Consider the following 14,185-nt stretch of genomic DNA (forward strand, 5'->3'; position numbering starts at 1 on the left):
GCAATTCTGGAACGGATGGAGTATTGCGGGCATACCGTGAACTTCAAAACGCACCGGCAGTCCTACAAAATCAAGAAGACCATCGAGAATCCACCGGAGCAATGGAAGATATTCCGCAACACCCACGAAGCCATTGTGGATGAGGACACCTTTCAGCGGGTTCAGGAGCTGCGCCGCAACAAACGCAGACCGGCAAGAACGGGCAAGAGCAACCTCTTTTCCGGCGTTGCCTACTGCGCCGATTGCGGAGAAAAAATGTACTACTGCACCTCGCGGAACTTTGAAGAACGACAGGATCATTTCGTCTGCTCTACCTCTCGCAAGAAGGGAAAAGACGTGTGCGGGACGCACTTCATCCGCGCGGTTGTTCTGGAAAAGGGCGTGCTGAAATCTCTACAAATCCTGCTTATCTCCGATTGTGAGGATCTGTTCCGCGATAAGCTGGGTGCAAAGCGCAAGGAGGACTTCAAGAAAGAACTCGCCGCAAAGCGCAGACAGCTCACGCAGGCACAGCGCAGGATGGAAGAGCTTGACCGTCTGTTCAAACGACTTTATGAGGACAATATCTCCGGCAAAATCAATGATAGCCGATTTGAAAAGCTGTCCGCCGACTATGAAAATGAGCAAGCAGATCTGACGGAGAAGATGCAGCTTTTGGAACAGGAGATTGCCCGGCAGGAGGAAGAAGTCGACAGCATTGAGCAATTTATTCTCAGGGTAAAGAAGTACCCGGACTTGAAGGAACTGACGCCCGCTGTGCTGCATGATCTTGTGAACAGGGTCTATGTTTCCGCGCCGGATAAAAGCAGCGGGCAGCGAGTGCAGGATGTGCATATCAGCCTTGCCTGCATTGGTTTCTTGCCGGAGAGCATCATTGCCGAAATGCTCACTCACGCATCAAAAAGCAGAACAGCGTGACTTCCGCCACGCTGTTCTCTCTAAAGCTATAAACCTGTCTTATACGCTGCTACCCTGATCCGACAGGCTTTCTTTTATTCTGAATCCTGCTTGCAGGATCCTTTCTTATTCGATTCTGGTTTTATGTATCTTACTTTGCAGCCTTCTTTGCTTTTGCCTGCTTGCTGAAGGTCCGTGCAGCCTCAACGATCAGGAATACTGCAAGGATTACCATCGCTGCAGCAAAGATCAGCTGGAACCAGTCACCCCACATAGCAGCACCGCCGCCGATCATAACGATCTTCTTCTTTACGGTGATGATCAGGCTGGTGATCGTTGCAGCCAGCATAAATACCATGGGAATATAGAACATCTTGTTGTTCTTTCCGGCATTTCCAAGCCATGCAGCAACTGCCATCAGAGCGATACCTGCAAGGAGCTGGTTTGCAGCACCAAACAGACCCCAGATCTGGCTCAGGCTCAGCGCACCAAGTACACAGCCAATGACTACCATCAGGCCGGTACCTACCAGAGGATGAGCAAGGAACTTTCTTACGCCCTTAGCATCCTTCCAGGTTGCCTCGCTGTCCTTTAAGAACAGCTCGGAGAACATGAAACGGCTCAGACGGGTACCGGTATCCAGAGATGTCAGAGCGAATACGGAAACTGCCAGTGTTAACAGTGCGTAGATCGTGTTGTAGGCACCGGATCCTTCTGCACCGAACATCAGGCCGATACCGCCTGCGAATGCTGCGGAGGGAGAACCGAAGCCGCCATCATTGTACTTTGCATATACCATACCAACAGCGATCAGAGCAACAACACCGAGCGCAGACTCGATCAGCATGGAACCGTAGCCGATTGCCTTTGCGTGCTTCTCGTTGTCAAGCTGCTTGGAAGAGGTACCGGTTGCGATCAGGCTGTGGAAACCGGAACATGCACCACAGGCTACCGTGATGAACAGTGCCGGGAACAGCGTACCGATCTTGGAATTCCAGCCGGTGAAGGCAGGCATATCAAAGTGTGCGCTTCCGGTGAAGGCAACGATTGCGATACCGACAACTGCCAGGATCATCATGGCATACAGTAAGAAGCTGGACAGATAGTCACGGGGCTGCAGCATGATCCAGACGGGGATCAGAGAAGCAACGGTGATATAAACACCAACAAATACGATCCATGCAAGACGATTCATTGCAAGACCTACGTTCATACCGATTGCTACGATCGCCACGATACCAATGATGCCGATCACGGTTGCAGGACCGGTCTTTAAGCCTGCACGGTTTGTCAGAAGACCGTAGATGATCGCCAGTACGATAAACAGTACGGAGATCATTGCAGTGGTCTGGTTTCCGGTAGGATTGGTTGTGATGCCGAATACAACGTCAGCGTCAGAAGCAGTAAAGAACGTACCTGCTACAACATTTACAAAGGAAGCGATTACCAGGATCAGAACCAGGAGCGCGAAGATGATGAATAACTTCTGAGCTCTCTTGCCCATGGAATCCTTAATGATCTCACCAACTGATTTTCCGTCATGACGAATGGAGGCAAATAAGGAACCGAAGTCCTGTAAACCGCCGAAGAAGATGCCACCGATGATACACCAGAGGAAAACAGGTACCCAGCCGAATACAGATGCCTGGATCGGTCCGTTGATGGGGCCTGCACCTGCGATGGAGGAGAAATGGTGTCCCATTAAAACTGCAGGAGGTGCAGCCACATAATCGACGCCATCTTCCATCTCTACTGCGGGAGTTTTTCTCTTAGGGTCAATTCCCCACTGCTTTGCCAGCCATGAACCATAGGTCACATAGCCAATGAACAGCAAAGCAATCGCAACTAGAACAATGATTAACGCTGTCATTTTTCATTCTCCTTTTGTAAAATAGAATTGGATTAAAGTATATTGCTGACGAGTTTCTTAAAACTTCTGCCCTGGCGGTTAAAGGCCATCCGTCCCGTAGAAATCTCGAGTACAGCCAGTTTGTAATGACTCCAGCCCTGAAGGCTGTAACGATAACTTTTATAATGGTGCAGCTTTTTTACAAGGGCAAGCGCCCCGTCATCGATCTGATCCGCAAGTACAAAGAGAACCACATCGGAGTTCCGGTGGTTTGCATGGGGCCGCACCCGGGAAAGTCCCCGTTCCCATGCCGTTTCATCCAGCTCCCGCAGCCGCTCCCCGGTTAAATGCTCCTCCGATGCGAAGAATACAAATTCCTTGGAATCAGCCTCGCTCAGCTTTGCGCTTCGTACCAGGAAGTACTGCTCATCGTGGAGACTGAATTCCGCCTCTGCATAAAAGGGCGGATCGACCTCCTCCTGTTTTACATTATAATATCGTTTAAAGGAGCGCAACAGCTTCTCCGATGCTTCTGTTAACGTCATTTATCTCTTACTCTCCGATTTTTCTTCTGATTTTCCCGGCGCCGCAAAAGGTGTCTCCGGCATTTTTTCTTTCAGCAGCTCCATTAAAAGCTTTGCCGCTCTGGAACCGGGAAGCGTCACCTGTACGACCTCCGCTTCCTCCGATGCCGCTGTTTTTCTGCAGAGCACAAGGCTCTCCACGGGAAGCTTTCCGCTGGCACAGCACATCTTCGCCGGAACCAGCATGACTCTGCGGAAGAACCGGCTGATCTCCGGATAGCTCATACAGTAGGTTTTCCGTCCCTTCCGGAAAAAGAGCATGGTTTTTCCGACGCGGACCGCACCGAACTCCCTTGCTTCTTTATATTCCGGCAGAACTGCCGATTTTTCAGTTGTTTCCCCTGTTACCTGATAAAACTTCAACCTGTTTCCTCCCGTTTTAGTTCATATGCGCTAAAACCATTTTAGTATACCAATATCTTTTTTAACTTTCAACTATTTTTTTCATTATTTTTATTCTTTTTTTATAAATTCTCCGTTAAGGCATAAAAAGGCCGCCAGATTTCCCCGTCTTCCGTGACTGGCACGGTGCGAAAACAAAAGCTCCGGATTACAGCAGGTACACAGATCGGTCACGGCCAGATGCTCCTTGCAGATCCCGGCTTCCAGAAGGATCTGCCGGTTCGCCTCCCAGAGATCCAGCTGAAACTTTTCATTTGGCTTCTCCCGAAGCAGCAGACGGTCTGCCTTTTCTCCGAATGCCGCCCGGAATTCCTCTGCCACGTCCAGACTCACTTCATAGCAGTCCTGACAGATACTGGGGCCGATACAGGCCAGCACCTCCTCCGGTCTTGTCCCATAAGCCTCCTTCATGACCCGCAGCGTCTCCGCTCCCATCTTTCCGACGGTTCCTCTCCAGCCGGAATGGGACAGACCAATGGCCTTATGAAGCGGATCCACAAAATACAGCGGCACACAATCTGCATAAAAGGTCACCAACGGAAGCTTCGGAACATTTGTCACCAGACCGTCCACATCGGTATACGGAAGGGGCCGTACAATTCCATTTCCAGCATCCTCCTCCGTCACCACCCGGACATTGGTGGTATGGGTCTGACGGGACAGTACCATCCGCTCCACCGGAAGCTCCAGGGCTTCTCCGATCCGCCGGTAGTTCTCCCGTACATGCGCCTCATCATCCCCTCTGGAAAAGCCCAGATTCATAGATGCACAGTCTCCGGTGCTGACGCCTCCTAACCTGGTGGAAAAGCCGTGACGCACCAGGTTACAGGTCTCCAGAAGATCAAAGCTTAAATACAAAACACCTGCACGTTCCTTCATGGAAAGAGTCTTTTTCCGCCCTGGTTTCCTGTTCAGACTTTCCTTCAACTGGTTCATATCGCTTCTCCTTTCGCATCCTTCTCTTATCGGTATTTCCCTGTCTGCATGTTTCTTTTTGCAACAATTCTGTTTAAAATCCGTCTCCGAACGCATTCTCGATCACCCGGATCTGCTCTCCCTCAATGGCTGCCACATCAAACCGCATCCTCCAGTCGGGACTGTAGCCATGGAGAGCGAGATATACCCCTGCCGCCTCCATGATCCGTCTCTGCTTCCGTCTGTCTACGGCCTCCTCCGGTGCGCCGCTGTTCCGGTTTTTCCGGTATTTGACTTCGACAAACACCAGATATCCCCGATGGCGGGCAACAAGATCGATCTCTCCCTTCCTTGTCCGGAAATTCCGTTCCAGAATTTCATAACCCCGCTGTTCCAGCCAGGCCGCCGCCAGCTCCTCATATCCGGTTCCTGTTTTTCTTCGATTCAAATACCCGCTCCTTTCCTCCCGGCCGGCAGATTCGTTTCCTTCCAAACTACAGATTTTTCAAAAAACTTCTTCTGTGGATCGGTGTCATGCCGTACTTCCGGATTGCTGCCATATGCTCCGCAGAGCCGTAGCCCTTATGTCCGGCAAACCCGTACTCCGGATACAGCTTGTCATATTCCCGCATAAGCCGGTCCCTGGTAACCTTGGCGATGATGCTGGCCGCCGCGATGGAAAGGCTCCTGGCATCGCCCTTGATGATCGGAACCTGCTTTGCCGGAACCGGAAGTTCCGGGATCGTCACCGCATCGTTCAAACAGACCTGAGGCTTTGGAGAAAGCCTGGAAACAGCTTCCCGCATGGCCTCATAGGTTGCCTGGAGAATATTGATCTCATCGATCCGTCCGGGGGACACCAGTCCCACACCGACGCTGACTGCCGTTTCCATGATCTCGTCATAAAGCTCTTCCCGCTTCTTTTCCGACAGCTTTTTGGAATCGTTTACATATAAAAGCTTACAGTCCTTCGGCAGGATCACCGCCGCCGCCGATACCGGTCCTGCCAGCGGCCCGCGTCCGGCCTCATCGATCCCGCAGATCACGCCCAGCGCTTCATAGCTCCGCTCATAAGCCTGCATCTCATAAATCCTCGCATACTCCGCTTCCAGGGCTTTCTGCCTCTTCTCAAAGGCCTCTACGGCTTTTCGAACGCCCGCCCGGCTGTCTTTACGGTAAAAATCAAGCAATGCGGGAAGTTCCGCATTGCCTGCCTGTTCCAGTGCCTGTTTAATCTCCTGTATGGTCACCTGTTTATCCTTCTTTCGTTTTTCAGTGTCGCTTCCTCCGGTTACACCACCGGAGCGGCTTATTCTTACTCCCGGTGATTGATCAATCCGATCTTGTTTAACGGCCAGATCCGAAGCCATGCTTTTCCGATGATCTGGCTGCGGGTCACATTCCCCACCGCCGGATCACGGCTGTCCGAGCTGTCGTTGCGGTTGTCTCCCAGGACAAAGTATTCATCCTCGCCAAGGGTAATGGGCTGCGATGCCCGCTTGGCATCCTGGATCGGCTCGTAACCATAATTTTCTTCCAGAATCTCTCCGTTGATGTAAATCTTGCTGTCAACAATCTGGACCGTCTCGCCGGGAAGACCGATCACCCGTTTGATATAAAATGTATTCTTCTTATGGGTATAACGGAACACTACAATATCAAACCGCTCCGGCTCATGAAACCGGTAGCTGAGCTTTTCCAGAATCAGATTGTCTCCGTTTTCCAGGGTGTCATACATGGAATTTCCGGAAACCTTCGTCCGCTGTCCCACAAAGGTAATGATCAGAAAGGTAATCCCGAACACCAGCGCCGCATAAGCCAGAAAGCTTAACACCTCCTGCAGCCTGCTGGGCTCTGGCACCTCATCCGGCATTTCCTCCAGCCTCCGGAGCGTCTCCCGGATCTCTCTGTCTTCCTCGTAATCGTTCTCTCTTTTTTTCATGTCTAATCGTCCTGTTCCGGAAGCTCCAGGGTGATTCTCCCCAGTCTCCCGCCTCTGAAATCATCAATCAAAAGCTTTGCCGCCCGGCTGTAATCCGGTTCTCCGCCCTTCAGGATACAATTTCTCGCCCTGGCAATTTCCATAAGAGCTTCCGCCTCACTGCCTGCAAGGACCGCTTCCCCGTACCGTTCCGAAAGTGCCTCCGGATATGCCGCCCGCAGCCGCTTTAAAAGCTCCACTGCCAGCTCGTCACTGTTTAAAATATCATCCTTTACGGAACCGAGAAGCGCCAGCCGGATTCCCACCTGCGGATCCTCGAACTTGGGCCAGAGGATTCCGGGTGTATCCAGAAGCTCCACCTCTTTATTTAACCGGATCCACTGATTTCCGCGGGTCACACCTGGTTTATTTCCGGTCTTTGCACATGCCCGGCCTGCATAGGAATTGATAAACGTGGACTTTCCCACATTGGGGATCCCCACAACCATGGCCCGGACCGGACGGTTCTTGATTCCCCGCCGCCTGTCCCGCTCGATTTTTTCTTTGCACGCAGTCATGACTGCCGCCTGAATCGGCTTCAGATCTGCCTTTCTTCTGGCATCGATCCGCACCACCGTATAACCCTTTTTCTCGAAATAGCCGGTCCATGCCTGATTGGCCGCCGGATCAGCCAGATCTGCCTTATTTAAAAGGATCAGACGGGCCTTATTTTTCCCAAGTGTATCAATATCGGGATTTCTGCTGGACAGGGGCGACCTGGCATCCACCAGCTCGATCACCAGATCCACCAGCTTGATATCCTCCTGCATGGCGCGCTTCGCCTTCGTCATATGTCCTGGATACCACTGAACCTGCATAGTTAAACCTCTTTCTCTATTTGATGAAACCCATCCGGTTAAACGGCTCTGCCCGGAACCAGACCTTTCCCTCGATCTGATCCGAGGTCACATTTCCGATATTGGCAAATCGGCTGTCCTCGCTGGTATCCGAATAATCCCCCAGCACAAAGTACTCATTTTCTGCCAGGGTCACACCGTTTTCTGCCAGTCCGGGAAGCGAGAGCTCTCCCGCAGATTCCGGAAGCGGACACTCTTTTCCGTTGATATAAAGAACGCCTCCCCGGATCTGTACCGTTTCGCCCGGCAGACCGACTACCCGCTTCACATAGGTTTTCGTTTCTCCGTCCTTTGCATGAAACGCCACAATGTCCATGCGTTTCGGATCCGTAAAATTATACCATAGTTTATTTAATAACACAACATCCCCATCCTTCACGGACGGCTCCATGGATTTTCCGGAGACAGTGATCTTCGTTCCAAACATCATCACCACAAATACGGCCAGAGTGATCACCGCCACGATATCCACTGCCCAGCCCAGCAGGCGCTTTCCCTTTCCCTGCCCGTCGGTGGTTTTCTCTTCGTAAAACTGATTCAATTTCTGTTTCTCCCTATTGTAAAACTGCCGGCATGCCCATCGGCTCCGGCAGTAAGGAAAAGGGACAAGATACGAAAGTATTTGTCCCCTTAGATCCCATGTTTCTGTTTAATTAACGAACCAGCTCTTTTACCTTGGCAGCCTTACCAACTCTGTCTCTTAAGTAGAACAGTTTCGCTCTTCTTACCTTACCACGTCTTACAACTTCAATCTTCTCTACGAAAGGAGAATGTACCGGCCAGGTCTTCTCAACACCGATGCCGTTGGAGTTCTTACGTACGGTGAAGGTTTCCTTTGCTCCGCCGTTCTGTCTCTTAATAACAGTTCCCTCGAAGATCTGGATTCTTTCACGGGAACCCTCTTTGATCTTATTGTATACCTTTACGGTATCACCAACGCGGAATGCGTCTACAGACTCTTTCATCTGGCCTGCTTCGATTGCTTTAATAATGTCGTTCATCTGCGACCTCCTTAGATTATTCGATGTTCTTAATGCATTACGCAACAGCGGACCATCTCTTATCGTTCACAACTCATTAACTTTATCATACTTCACCGGTAAAATCAAGTGTTTTTACCAGCTCTTTTTCTTTTTCCGTCAGCTCTGCCTGTTTTAACAGATCCGGTCTCCATTTCGCTGTCCGGATCACTGACTGCTCCCTCCGCCATTTGTCCACATTTCCGTGGTGGCCGGACAGCAATACATCGGGAACACGCTTTCCCATGAATTCCTCCGGTCTGGTGTACTGGGGATATTCCAGCAGGTTATCATGAAAGGTTTCAAACTCGGCGGAGACATCATTATTGAGCACACCGGGAACCAGCCTGGAGATGCAGTCGATCATGACCATGGCCGGAAGCTCGCCTCCGGTCAGCACATAATCACCGATGGAAACCTGATCCGTCACCACCAGCTCCAGCGCCCGCTCATCGATTCCTTCATAATGGCCGCAGAGAAACACCAGATCCTCCTCCTTCGCCAGCTCCTCTGCCATGGACTGGTCAAAGACCTTTCCCTGAGGCGTCATATAAATAACACGGGGCTTTCTCCCGATCTTTTCCTCAATCGATTTTGCCGCCAGATAGACCGGTTCCGCCTGCATGACCATGCCGGCTCCGCCGCCGTAGGGATAATCGTCTACCCGGTTATGCTTGTTTTTTGTAAAGTCGCGGATATCGACCGCATCCAGCTCCAGAAGCCCCTTTGCCTCCGCCCGGCCGATAATGCTGGTACGAAGTCCGCCGAGCACCATGTCCGGAAACAGCGTCAGAATATGATATCTCATAAGCGCCTCCTCCTACAGATCCAGAAGTCCGTCCATCACATGAACCAGAATCTCGCCCTTTTCCAGATCCACCTTTTTCACGCACTCCTCGATATACGGCAGAAGAACCGTTTTTCCGTTCTCCATCTCCACCTCATACACATCGTTTGCACCGGTCTGGAGCACATCCTTCATGACCCCCAGCTTCTCGCCCTCGTCAGTCATAACCGTAAGTCCGATGAGGTCGGCAATGTAATACTCGCCCTCCTCCAGCGGCATGGCATCCTTCCGGTCAATCCACAGCTCGGCATTTTTATATTGTTCAACTTCATTGATGTCGTTATATTCCCTGAATTTTACGATCACAAACTGCTTGAAAAACTTCACACTCTGAATGGTCAGAGGCAGGGTCTCTTTTCTGGTGACCAGATATACCTGTTTTAACTTTTTATAGCGCGCCGGATCGTCGGTCGTGGGAAATACCTTTACCTCCCCGCGGATCCCGTGGGTCGATGTGATCACTCCAACTCGCAGTCTGTCTGTCATGGTTTTTCCTCATTTCTCATGGAATCATTTACGATAAAAGGCTGCCGCTTTTCGGCGACAGCCAGGCTTTTGTCCTTACTGAATCTCCAGAACCGCTTTTTTATCCTCGCGGGACGCAGCAGCTTTTACAACAGAACGGATCGCTTTTGCGATTCTTCCCTGCTTGCCGATAACCTTTCCCATATCGGACGGATCTACGGTCAGCTCCAGAACGGTCTCTTCTCCCTCTTCCTTTTCCGTTACGGAAACAGCATCGGGATTGTCAACCAGGGCTTTAGCAATTACTTCCACTAATTCTTTCATCGCCATACCTCCAGTACGGATTATTTTTCAATACCGGCGATCTTCAGAAGCTTTGCAACCGTCTCGGTCGGCTGTGCGCCGTTAGCGAGCCACTTCTTTGCCAGCTCCTCATCGATCTTGATTACGCTGGGCTCCTTAGTCGGATCATAGTAACCAAGCTCCTCGATGAATCTGCCATCTCTGGGAGAGCGGGAATCTGCAACGATCACTCTATAAAAAGGTGCCTTCTTCTGACCCATTCTCTTTAATCTCATCTTTACTGCCATTTCTTTCACCTCCTGGTTTATTTTGCAACTTCAATTTATCAAAAAGGAAGCTTGAATCTTCCCTTTTTTCCTGCCTTGCCCATCATGCCGGACATCTGCTTCATCATCTTCCGGCTCTGTTCATGCTGTTTCATCAGCCGGTTGACCTCTGCAATATCCACACCGGCTCCTGCTGCGATCCGCTTCTTTCTCGACGGATTGATCAGACCGGGATTGGCCCGTTCTGCCGGGGTCATGGAATAGATGATCGCTTTTGTCCGATCCATGGCGCCTTCATCGATGGTCACGTTTTTCATCTTGCTTCCCATACCGGGGAGCATGCTCAGCATATCGCCGATACCGCCCATCTTCTTGATCTGATCCATCTGCTCCAGATAGTCATTGAAATCGAACTCAGCCTTTTTGAACTTCTGTTCCATTTTCTTGGCCTGTTCTTCATCAAACTGTGCTTCGGCTTTCTCGATCAGAGTCAGTACATCGCCCATTCCAAGGATTCTCGATGCCATCCGATCCGGATAAAACTGCTCCAGATCCTCCAGCTTCTCGCCCATGCCCACATACAGGATCGGTTTTTCCGTTACGGCACGAATGGAAAGAGCCGCACCGCCTCTTGTATCGCCGTCCAGCTTGGTCACGATCACACCATCGATTCCGATCTTTTCATTGAACATGCTGGCCGCATTGACTGCGTCCTGTCCGGTCATGGCATCTACCACCAGAACCGTCTGATCGACTTCGACGTTCTCCTTGATCTCCTGAAGCTCTGCCATCATATCTTCATCAATATGAAGACGTCCGGCTGTATCTAAAATAATGACATTGTTGTTGTTTTTCGCCGCATGCTCGATGGCTGCCCTGGCGATATTCACCGGGCTTATCTTCTCTCCCATGGCAAACACGGGAACGCCCTGCTTTTCTCCGTTGACCTGGAGCTGTTTTACCGCTGCGGGACGATAGACATCGCAGGCCACTAAAAGGGGCCTCTTTCCCTTCGCCTTAAACTTCCCGGCCAGCTTTGCCGAGGTAGTGGTTTTACCGGCTCCCTGCAGACCGACCATCATGATCACGGTTGCGGCACTTCCCGGCTTCAGGGCAATCTCCGTTGTCTCGGAACCCAGAAGGGAAACCATTTCCTCGTTTACAATTTTTATTACCATCTGTCCCGGCGTCAGGCTGTTAAGCACATCCTGACCGACAGCTCTTGCTTCCACTGATTTGATAAACTGCTTTACGACCTTAAAGCTTACATCGGCCTCCAGAAGCGCCATTTTTACTTCTTTTAACGCCGCCTTGACGTCAGCCTCGCTGAGACGTCCCTTTCCGCGCAGCTTTTTAAATACGTTCTGCAGTTTGTCGGATAAGCTTTCAAATGCCAATGTTTTCCTCCGCCTTACAACTCACTGATCTCCCGGGAAATCTCTTCGATCCGGTAAACCAGCTCCCGGTTTTCCGTTTTCCGGAATTCCTGGGTCAGCCTGTGGATTTCTTTTACTTTTTCGCGGGTCTTTAAGAATTTCTCTACCAGCCCCAGCTTTTCTTCATATTCCTGCAGGGTCTTATTACAGCGCCGGATCAGATCATGAACCCCCTGTCTGGAGATCCCCCGCTCCTCGGCCGCTTCGCTGAACGATAAGTCGTTAAACACGACATCCTCATAGACCTGCTTCTGGTGGTCCGTCAGAAGCTCTCCGTAAAAATCATACAGAAGCGTCTGTTCCACAATTTTTTCCATGGTTTTTCACCGCCTTGTATATCATACAGGATATGAGGCGGGCTGTCAAGTGTTTTTTCTTGACAGTTATCATGTAACTCGCCTGTAACTCCTTTAACTCCTTTACAAACCATTTCAATGCTATATCTATTTCTTTTTAAACATAACAGCTAAATATATTTACCCCACTTTCTTGTTAAAACTCTTTTTTACTTAATTCCTCAATGGCCTCCTTGGGGTTCATATATTTAAGCATTATTTTGTCGTTCCAATTTCTGATAACATTTTGGAATAAAAGATACTGTATATTTCGTATTATATCAGACTCTTTATACATATCTTTATCAGTTACCAATACCGCTTTCTTTCGATTTTTCGATTCCGAATATATTTGCATAAGTGCTTCTCTTTTCTCACTTTCCGAACGCTTCCCTCTAACTAACAAATCCGGTCGTTTTTCTGCTAATAATGCATTTAAATTGTCATAAACATATTTTTCCTTTTTATTTAACGCATAATACGGAATAATGCTCCCATCATATGGATTAATATATATATGATTCCAATAGTCAATATCAATAATACATCCATGTATTTTACCGTTTCCTCCGATTTGTTTTACATGAGCCGAAGCCGAATTTAATGCACATATATATTTATCCATTGTAGACTTTAAAAAGCAACCATATACATCAATATTTTTCCAGTAATAATCAATATTATATTGCAGTTGTCTAGATCTCCCACCATCTAATAACATCAGTTGATCATCAGAATTATAGTATACAAACATATAGAAATCGCATTTTTTGATCAAATAAATTTGTTTTTCAGAAACTTTCTTATTTATTTTTGCTTTGATATTTTTCCCAATATTAAAATCTATATATTGCTCATATGTAATTTTATAAATTCCATCTTGATACTCTTTAAAAGCATCGTAAGAACCATCTATATAAAAATATTTCAAAGCATAGTCATCGCTAGAATATCCAACCTGATTATCTGCAAATATCTTTTTTTCTTTTGTAGTTTCCAAAAAATCCTGATGTGTATGACCATTTACATATATATAATGGGGACTATATTTACTTATAGTCCAATTGGCAAACGGAGTATGTGTTAGTATGATTACTTGTGATTCTTTTAATGCATCTAATACCTTTAAATATCCATTCTCACATTTCTTTGATTCTTCAATATCTTCTTTTAATGTAGTTATAATATCCAAATATAACCCGAACTCTGCATTATATATCCTTCCTCTAGAGTTCTTGGTTTTGCAACGCCCTGAAAAACCAAGCCCACCATAAACAATCAATTTTGCTCGCTTTGAATATTCTAACAACTTGCAGGGTTCAATGGAAAGTAATTCATTATTAGAAATAATCTTTTTATCAAAAAAAGGGATTATATCTCCATTCTCAGTCATTTCATCATAAAAAAAAGCCAGTTCGTTATGAAGAAATATAATATTATGTTTTATACAAATAGTCCTATATTTTTCTACAATATAAGCCAATTCTCTGGCTTTCTCCTCATTCAAATCCCATATCTCATGATTACCCAAGACAAAGACAATCACTCCGTTTCTTTTTATCCGTAATTGGGCAAAAAAAATAATCAACATTTAGCGAAAAATCTGAAATATCCCCCGCAATTAAAAGCGGTTCATCTCCATTTCCACCATTCATTTTAGAAATAACATGATCTATATATCTGCTATCTGTTACGCCCTCAAATCCTTTCTTAGCTTTGCACTCAGTATGTAAATCACTTATATAATATACTGCCCTTCCAGTTTGTTTATTTCTTTCATGAACACATGGATTTCCACTAATCACCGATTCCATTTTATAAAAAACATCATTATTTTCTCTATATTTTTCACTCACCCTACCCACAAATTCTCTTCTCGCGCTACTATTTATTTCAAATAACCATTTAGTTATTATTTTTATTACTATATCACATTTTACGACATTTTGCATCTCTTGTTCGACAGACATTCATATTCATAAGAAAAGAGAAGCTTCTTTCCTGTAAACAGGATCAGCTTCTCTTTTCA

At 47.9% G+C, this 14,185-nt stretch carries 19 protein-coding genes; 1 reads left to right on the forward strand and 18 read right to left on the reverse strand.

Annotated elements, in window-relative coordinates; all coding sequences use genetic code 11:
• The first annotated feature begins 3 nt into the window (after window positions 1-3).
• Window positions 4-918, forward strand: coding sequence for a DUF4368 domain-containing protein (locus ACTQ3K_RS02215; RefSeq protein WP_441565757.1), 915 nt, complete (start codon window positions 4-6; stop codon window positions 916-918).
• A 130-nt stretch (window positions 919-1,048) separates the two neighbouring features.
• On the opposite strand, the gene ACTQ3K_RS02220 is transcribed toward ACTQ3K_RS02215, so the two are convergent.
• The 18 genes from ACTQ3K_RS02220 to ACTQ3K_RS02305 form a co-directional block, all read right to left on the reverse strand.
• Entirely contained in the window at window positions 1,049-2,767 is a 1,719-nt protein-coding gene (locus ACTQ3K_RS02220) for a carbon starvation CstA family protein (protein WP_441565337.1), read from the reverse strand.
• A gap of 32 nt (window positions 2,768-2,799) precedes the next feature.
• On the reverse strand, window positions 2,800-3,291 hold the full coding sequence (locus ACTQ3K_RS02225; protein WP_441565339.1) for a hypothetical protein: 492 nt from the start codon (window positions 3,289-3,291) through the stop codon (window positions 2,800-2,802).
• Window positions 3,292-3,693, reverse strand: a complete 402-nt coding sequence (locus ACTQ3K_RS02230; protein WP_441565341.1) for a hypothetical protein — start codon at window positions 3,691-3,693, stop codon at window positions 3,292-3,294.
• Window positions 3,694-3,783: 90 nt separating this feature from the next.
• Window positions 3,784-4,668: a peptidoglycan editing factor PgeF gene (gene pgeF, locus ACTQ3K_RS02235; protein ID WP_441565342.1), complete on the reverse strand. Its 885-nt coding sequence runs from the start codon at window positions 4,666-4,668 to the stop codon at window positions 3,784-3,786.
• A gap of 73 nt (window positions 4,669-4,741) precedes the next feature.
• Entirely contained in the window at window positions 4,742-5,095 is a 354-nt protein-coding gene (locus ACTQ3K_RS02240; RefSeq protein ID WP_441565344.1) for a YraN family protein, read from the reverse strand.
• 46 nt (window positions 5,096-5,141) lie between these two features.
• Window positions 5,142-5,897, reverse strand: coding sequence for a ribonuclease HII (locus ACTQ3K_RS02245; protein WP_441565345.1), 756 nt, complete (start codon window positions 5,895-5,897; stop codon window positions 5,142-5,144).
• A 65-nt stretch (window positions 5,898-5,962) separates the two neighbouring features.
• On the reverse strand, window positions 5,963-6,520 hold the full coding sequence (gene lepB / locus ACTQ3K_RS02250) for a signal peptidase I (protein WP_441565759.1): 558 nt from the start codon (window positions 6,518-6,520) through the stop codon (window positions 5,963-5,965).
• Between the two features lie 71 nt (window positions 6,521-6,591).
• On the reverse strand, window positions 6,592-7,446 hold the full coding sequence (gene ylqF, locus ACTQ3K_RS02255) for a ribosome biogenesis GTPase YlqF (RefSeq protein WP_441565347.1): 855 nt from the start codon (window positions 7,444-7,446) through the stop codon (window positions 6,592-6,594).
• Window positions 7,447-7,462: 16 nt separating this feature from the next.
• Window positions 7,463-8,026 (reverse strand): signal peptidase I, encoded by a 564-nt coding sequence (lepB, locus tag ACTQ3K_RS02260; protein WP_441565349.1) that lies wholly within the window; start codon window positions 8,024-8,026, stop codon window positions 7,463-7,465.
• 112 nt (window positions 8,027-8,138) lie between these two features.
• Window positions 8,139-8,486: a 50S ribosomal protein L19 gene (rplS, locus tag ACTQ3K_RS02265; protein ID WP_441565351.1), complete on the reverse strand. Its 348-nt coding sequence runs from the start codon at window positions 8,484-8,486 to the stop codon at window positions 8,139-8,141.
• Between the two features lie 85 nt (window positions 8,487-8,571).
• Window positions 8,572-9,312, reverse strand: coding sequence for a tRNA (guanosine(37)-N1)-methyltransferase TrmD (trmD, locus tag ACTQ3K_RS02270; RefSeq protein WP_441565353.1), 741 nt, complete (start codon window positions 9,310-9,312; stop codon window positions 8,572-8,574).
• Between the two features lie 12 nt (window positions 9,313-9,324).
• Complete coding sequence (rimM, locus tag ACTQ3K_RS02275; RefSeq protein WP_441565355.1) at window positions 9,325-9,837, reverse strand: ribosome maturation factor RimM; 513 nt, start codon at window positions 9,835-9,837, stop codon at window positions 9,325-9,327.
• Between the two features lie 75 nt (window positions 9,838-9,912).
• The gene (locus tag ACTQ3K_RS02280; protein ID WP_441565357.1) at window positions 9,913-10,140 is read right to left on the reverse strand and encodes a KH domain-containing protein; all 228 of its coding nucleotides are present in this window, start codon (window positions 10,138-10,140) and stop codon (window positions 9,913-9,915) included.
• Window positions 10,141-10,160: 20 nt separating this feature from the next.
• Window positions 10,161-10,406 (reverse strand): 30S ribosomal protein S16, encoded by a 246-nt coding sequence (gene rpsP / locus ACTQ3K_RS02285; RefSeq protein WP_441565359.1) that lies wholly within the window; start codon window positions 10,404-10,406, stop codon window positions 10,161-10,163.
• Window positions 10,407-10,444: 38 nt separating this feature from the next.
• The gene (gene ffh, locus ACTQ3K_RS02290) at window positions 10,445-11,782 is read right to left on the reverse strand and encodes a signal recognition particle protein (protein ID WP_441565361.1); all 1,338 of its coding nucleotides are present in this window, start codon (window positions 11,780-11,782) and stop codon (window positions 10,445-10,447) included.
• 14 nt (window positions 11,783-11,796) lie between these two features.
• A complete protein-coding gene (ylxM, locus tag ACTQ3K_RS02295) occupies window positions 11,797-12,138 on the reverse strand; it encodes a YlxM family DNA-binding protein (protein WP_441565362.1) in 342 nt (113 codons plus the stop codon).
• Window positions 12,139-12,313: 175 nt separating this feature from the next.
• Entirely contained in the window at window positions 12,314-13,663 is a 1,350-nt protein-coding gene (locus tag ACTQ3K_RS02300; protein WP_441565364.1) for a hypothetical protein, read from the reverse strand.
• 16 nt (window positions 13,664-13,679) lie between these two features.
• On the reverse strand, window positions 13,680-14,126 hold the full coding sequence (locus ACTQ3K_RS02305) for a hypothetical protein (protein WP_441565366.1): 447 nt from the start codon (window positions 14,124-14,126) through the stop codon (window positions 13,680-13,682).
• Window positions 14,127-14,185: the final 59 nt, after the last annotated feature.

The organism is Candidatus Paralachnospira sp. LCP21S3_A2, assembly GCF_052118925.1.
In the GTDB taxonomy this organism is placed as follows: domain Bacteria; phylum Bacillota; class Clostridia; order Lachnospirales; family Lachnospiraceae; genus Lientehia.

Bases quoted from the DNA above. Each gene is read 5' to 3' on its own strand.
- rpsP (WP_441565359.1), bottom strand. From the start codon at position 10,406: ATGGCAGTAAAGATGAGATTAAAGAGAATGGGTCAGAAGAAGGCACCT.
- pgeF (WP_441565342.1), bottom strand. From the start codon at position 4,668: ATGAACCAGTTGAAGGAAAGTCTGAACAGGAAACCAGGGCGGAAAAAG.
- rimM (WP_441565355.1), bottom strand. From the start codon at position 9,837: ATGACAGACAGACTGCGAGTTGGAGTGATCACATCGACCCACGGGATC.
- ACTQ3K_RS02280 (WP_441565357.1), bottom strand. From the start codon at position 10,140: ATGAAAGAATTAGTGGAAGTAATTGCTAAAGCCCTGGTTGACAATCCC.
- ACTQ3K_RS02220 (WP_441565337.1), bottom strand. From the start codon at position 2,767: ATGACAGCGTTAATCATTGTTCTAGTTGCGATTGCTTTGCTGTTCATT.
- ACTQ3K_RS02305 (WP_441565366.1), bottom strand. From the start codon at position 14,126: ATGTCTGTCGAACAAGAGATGCAAAATGTCGTAAAATGTGATATAGTA.
- rplS (WP_441565351.1), bottom strand. From the start codon at position 8,486: ATGAACGACATTATTAAAGCAATCGAAGCAGGCCAGATGAAAGAGTCT.
- trmD (WP_441565353.1), bottom strand. From the start codon at position 9,312: ATGAGATATCATATTCTGACGCTGTTTCCGGACATGGTGCTCGGCGGA.
- lepB (WP_441565759.1), bottom strand. From the start codon at position 6,520: ATGCCGGATGAGGTGCCAGAGCCCAGCAGGCTGCAGGAGGTGTTAAGC.
- ylxM (WP_441565362.1), bottom strand. From the start codon at position 12,138: ATGGAAAAAATTGTGGAACAGACGCTTCTGTATGATTTTTACGGAGAG.
- ylqF (WP_441565347.1), bottom strand. From the start codon at position 7,446: ATGCAGGTTCAGTGGTATCCAGGACATATGACGAAGGCGAAGCGCGCC.
- ACTQ3K_RS02225 (WP_441565339.1), bottom strand. From the start codon at position 3,291: ATGACGTTAACAGAAGCATCGGAGAAGCTGTTGCGCTCCTTTAAACGA.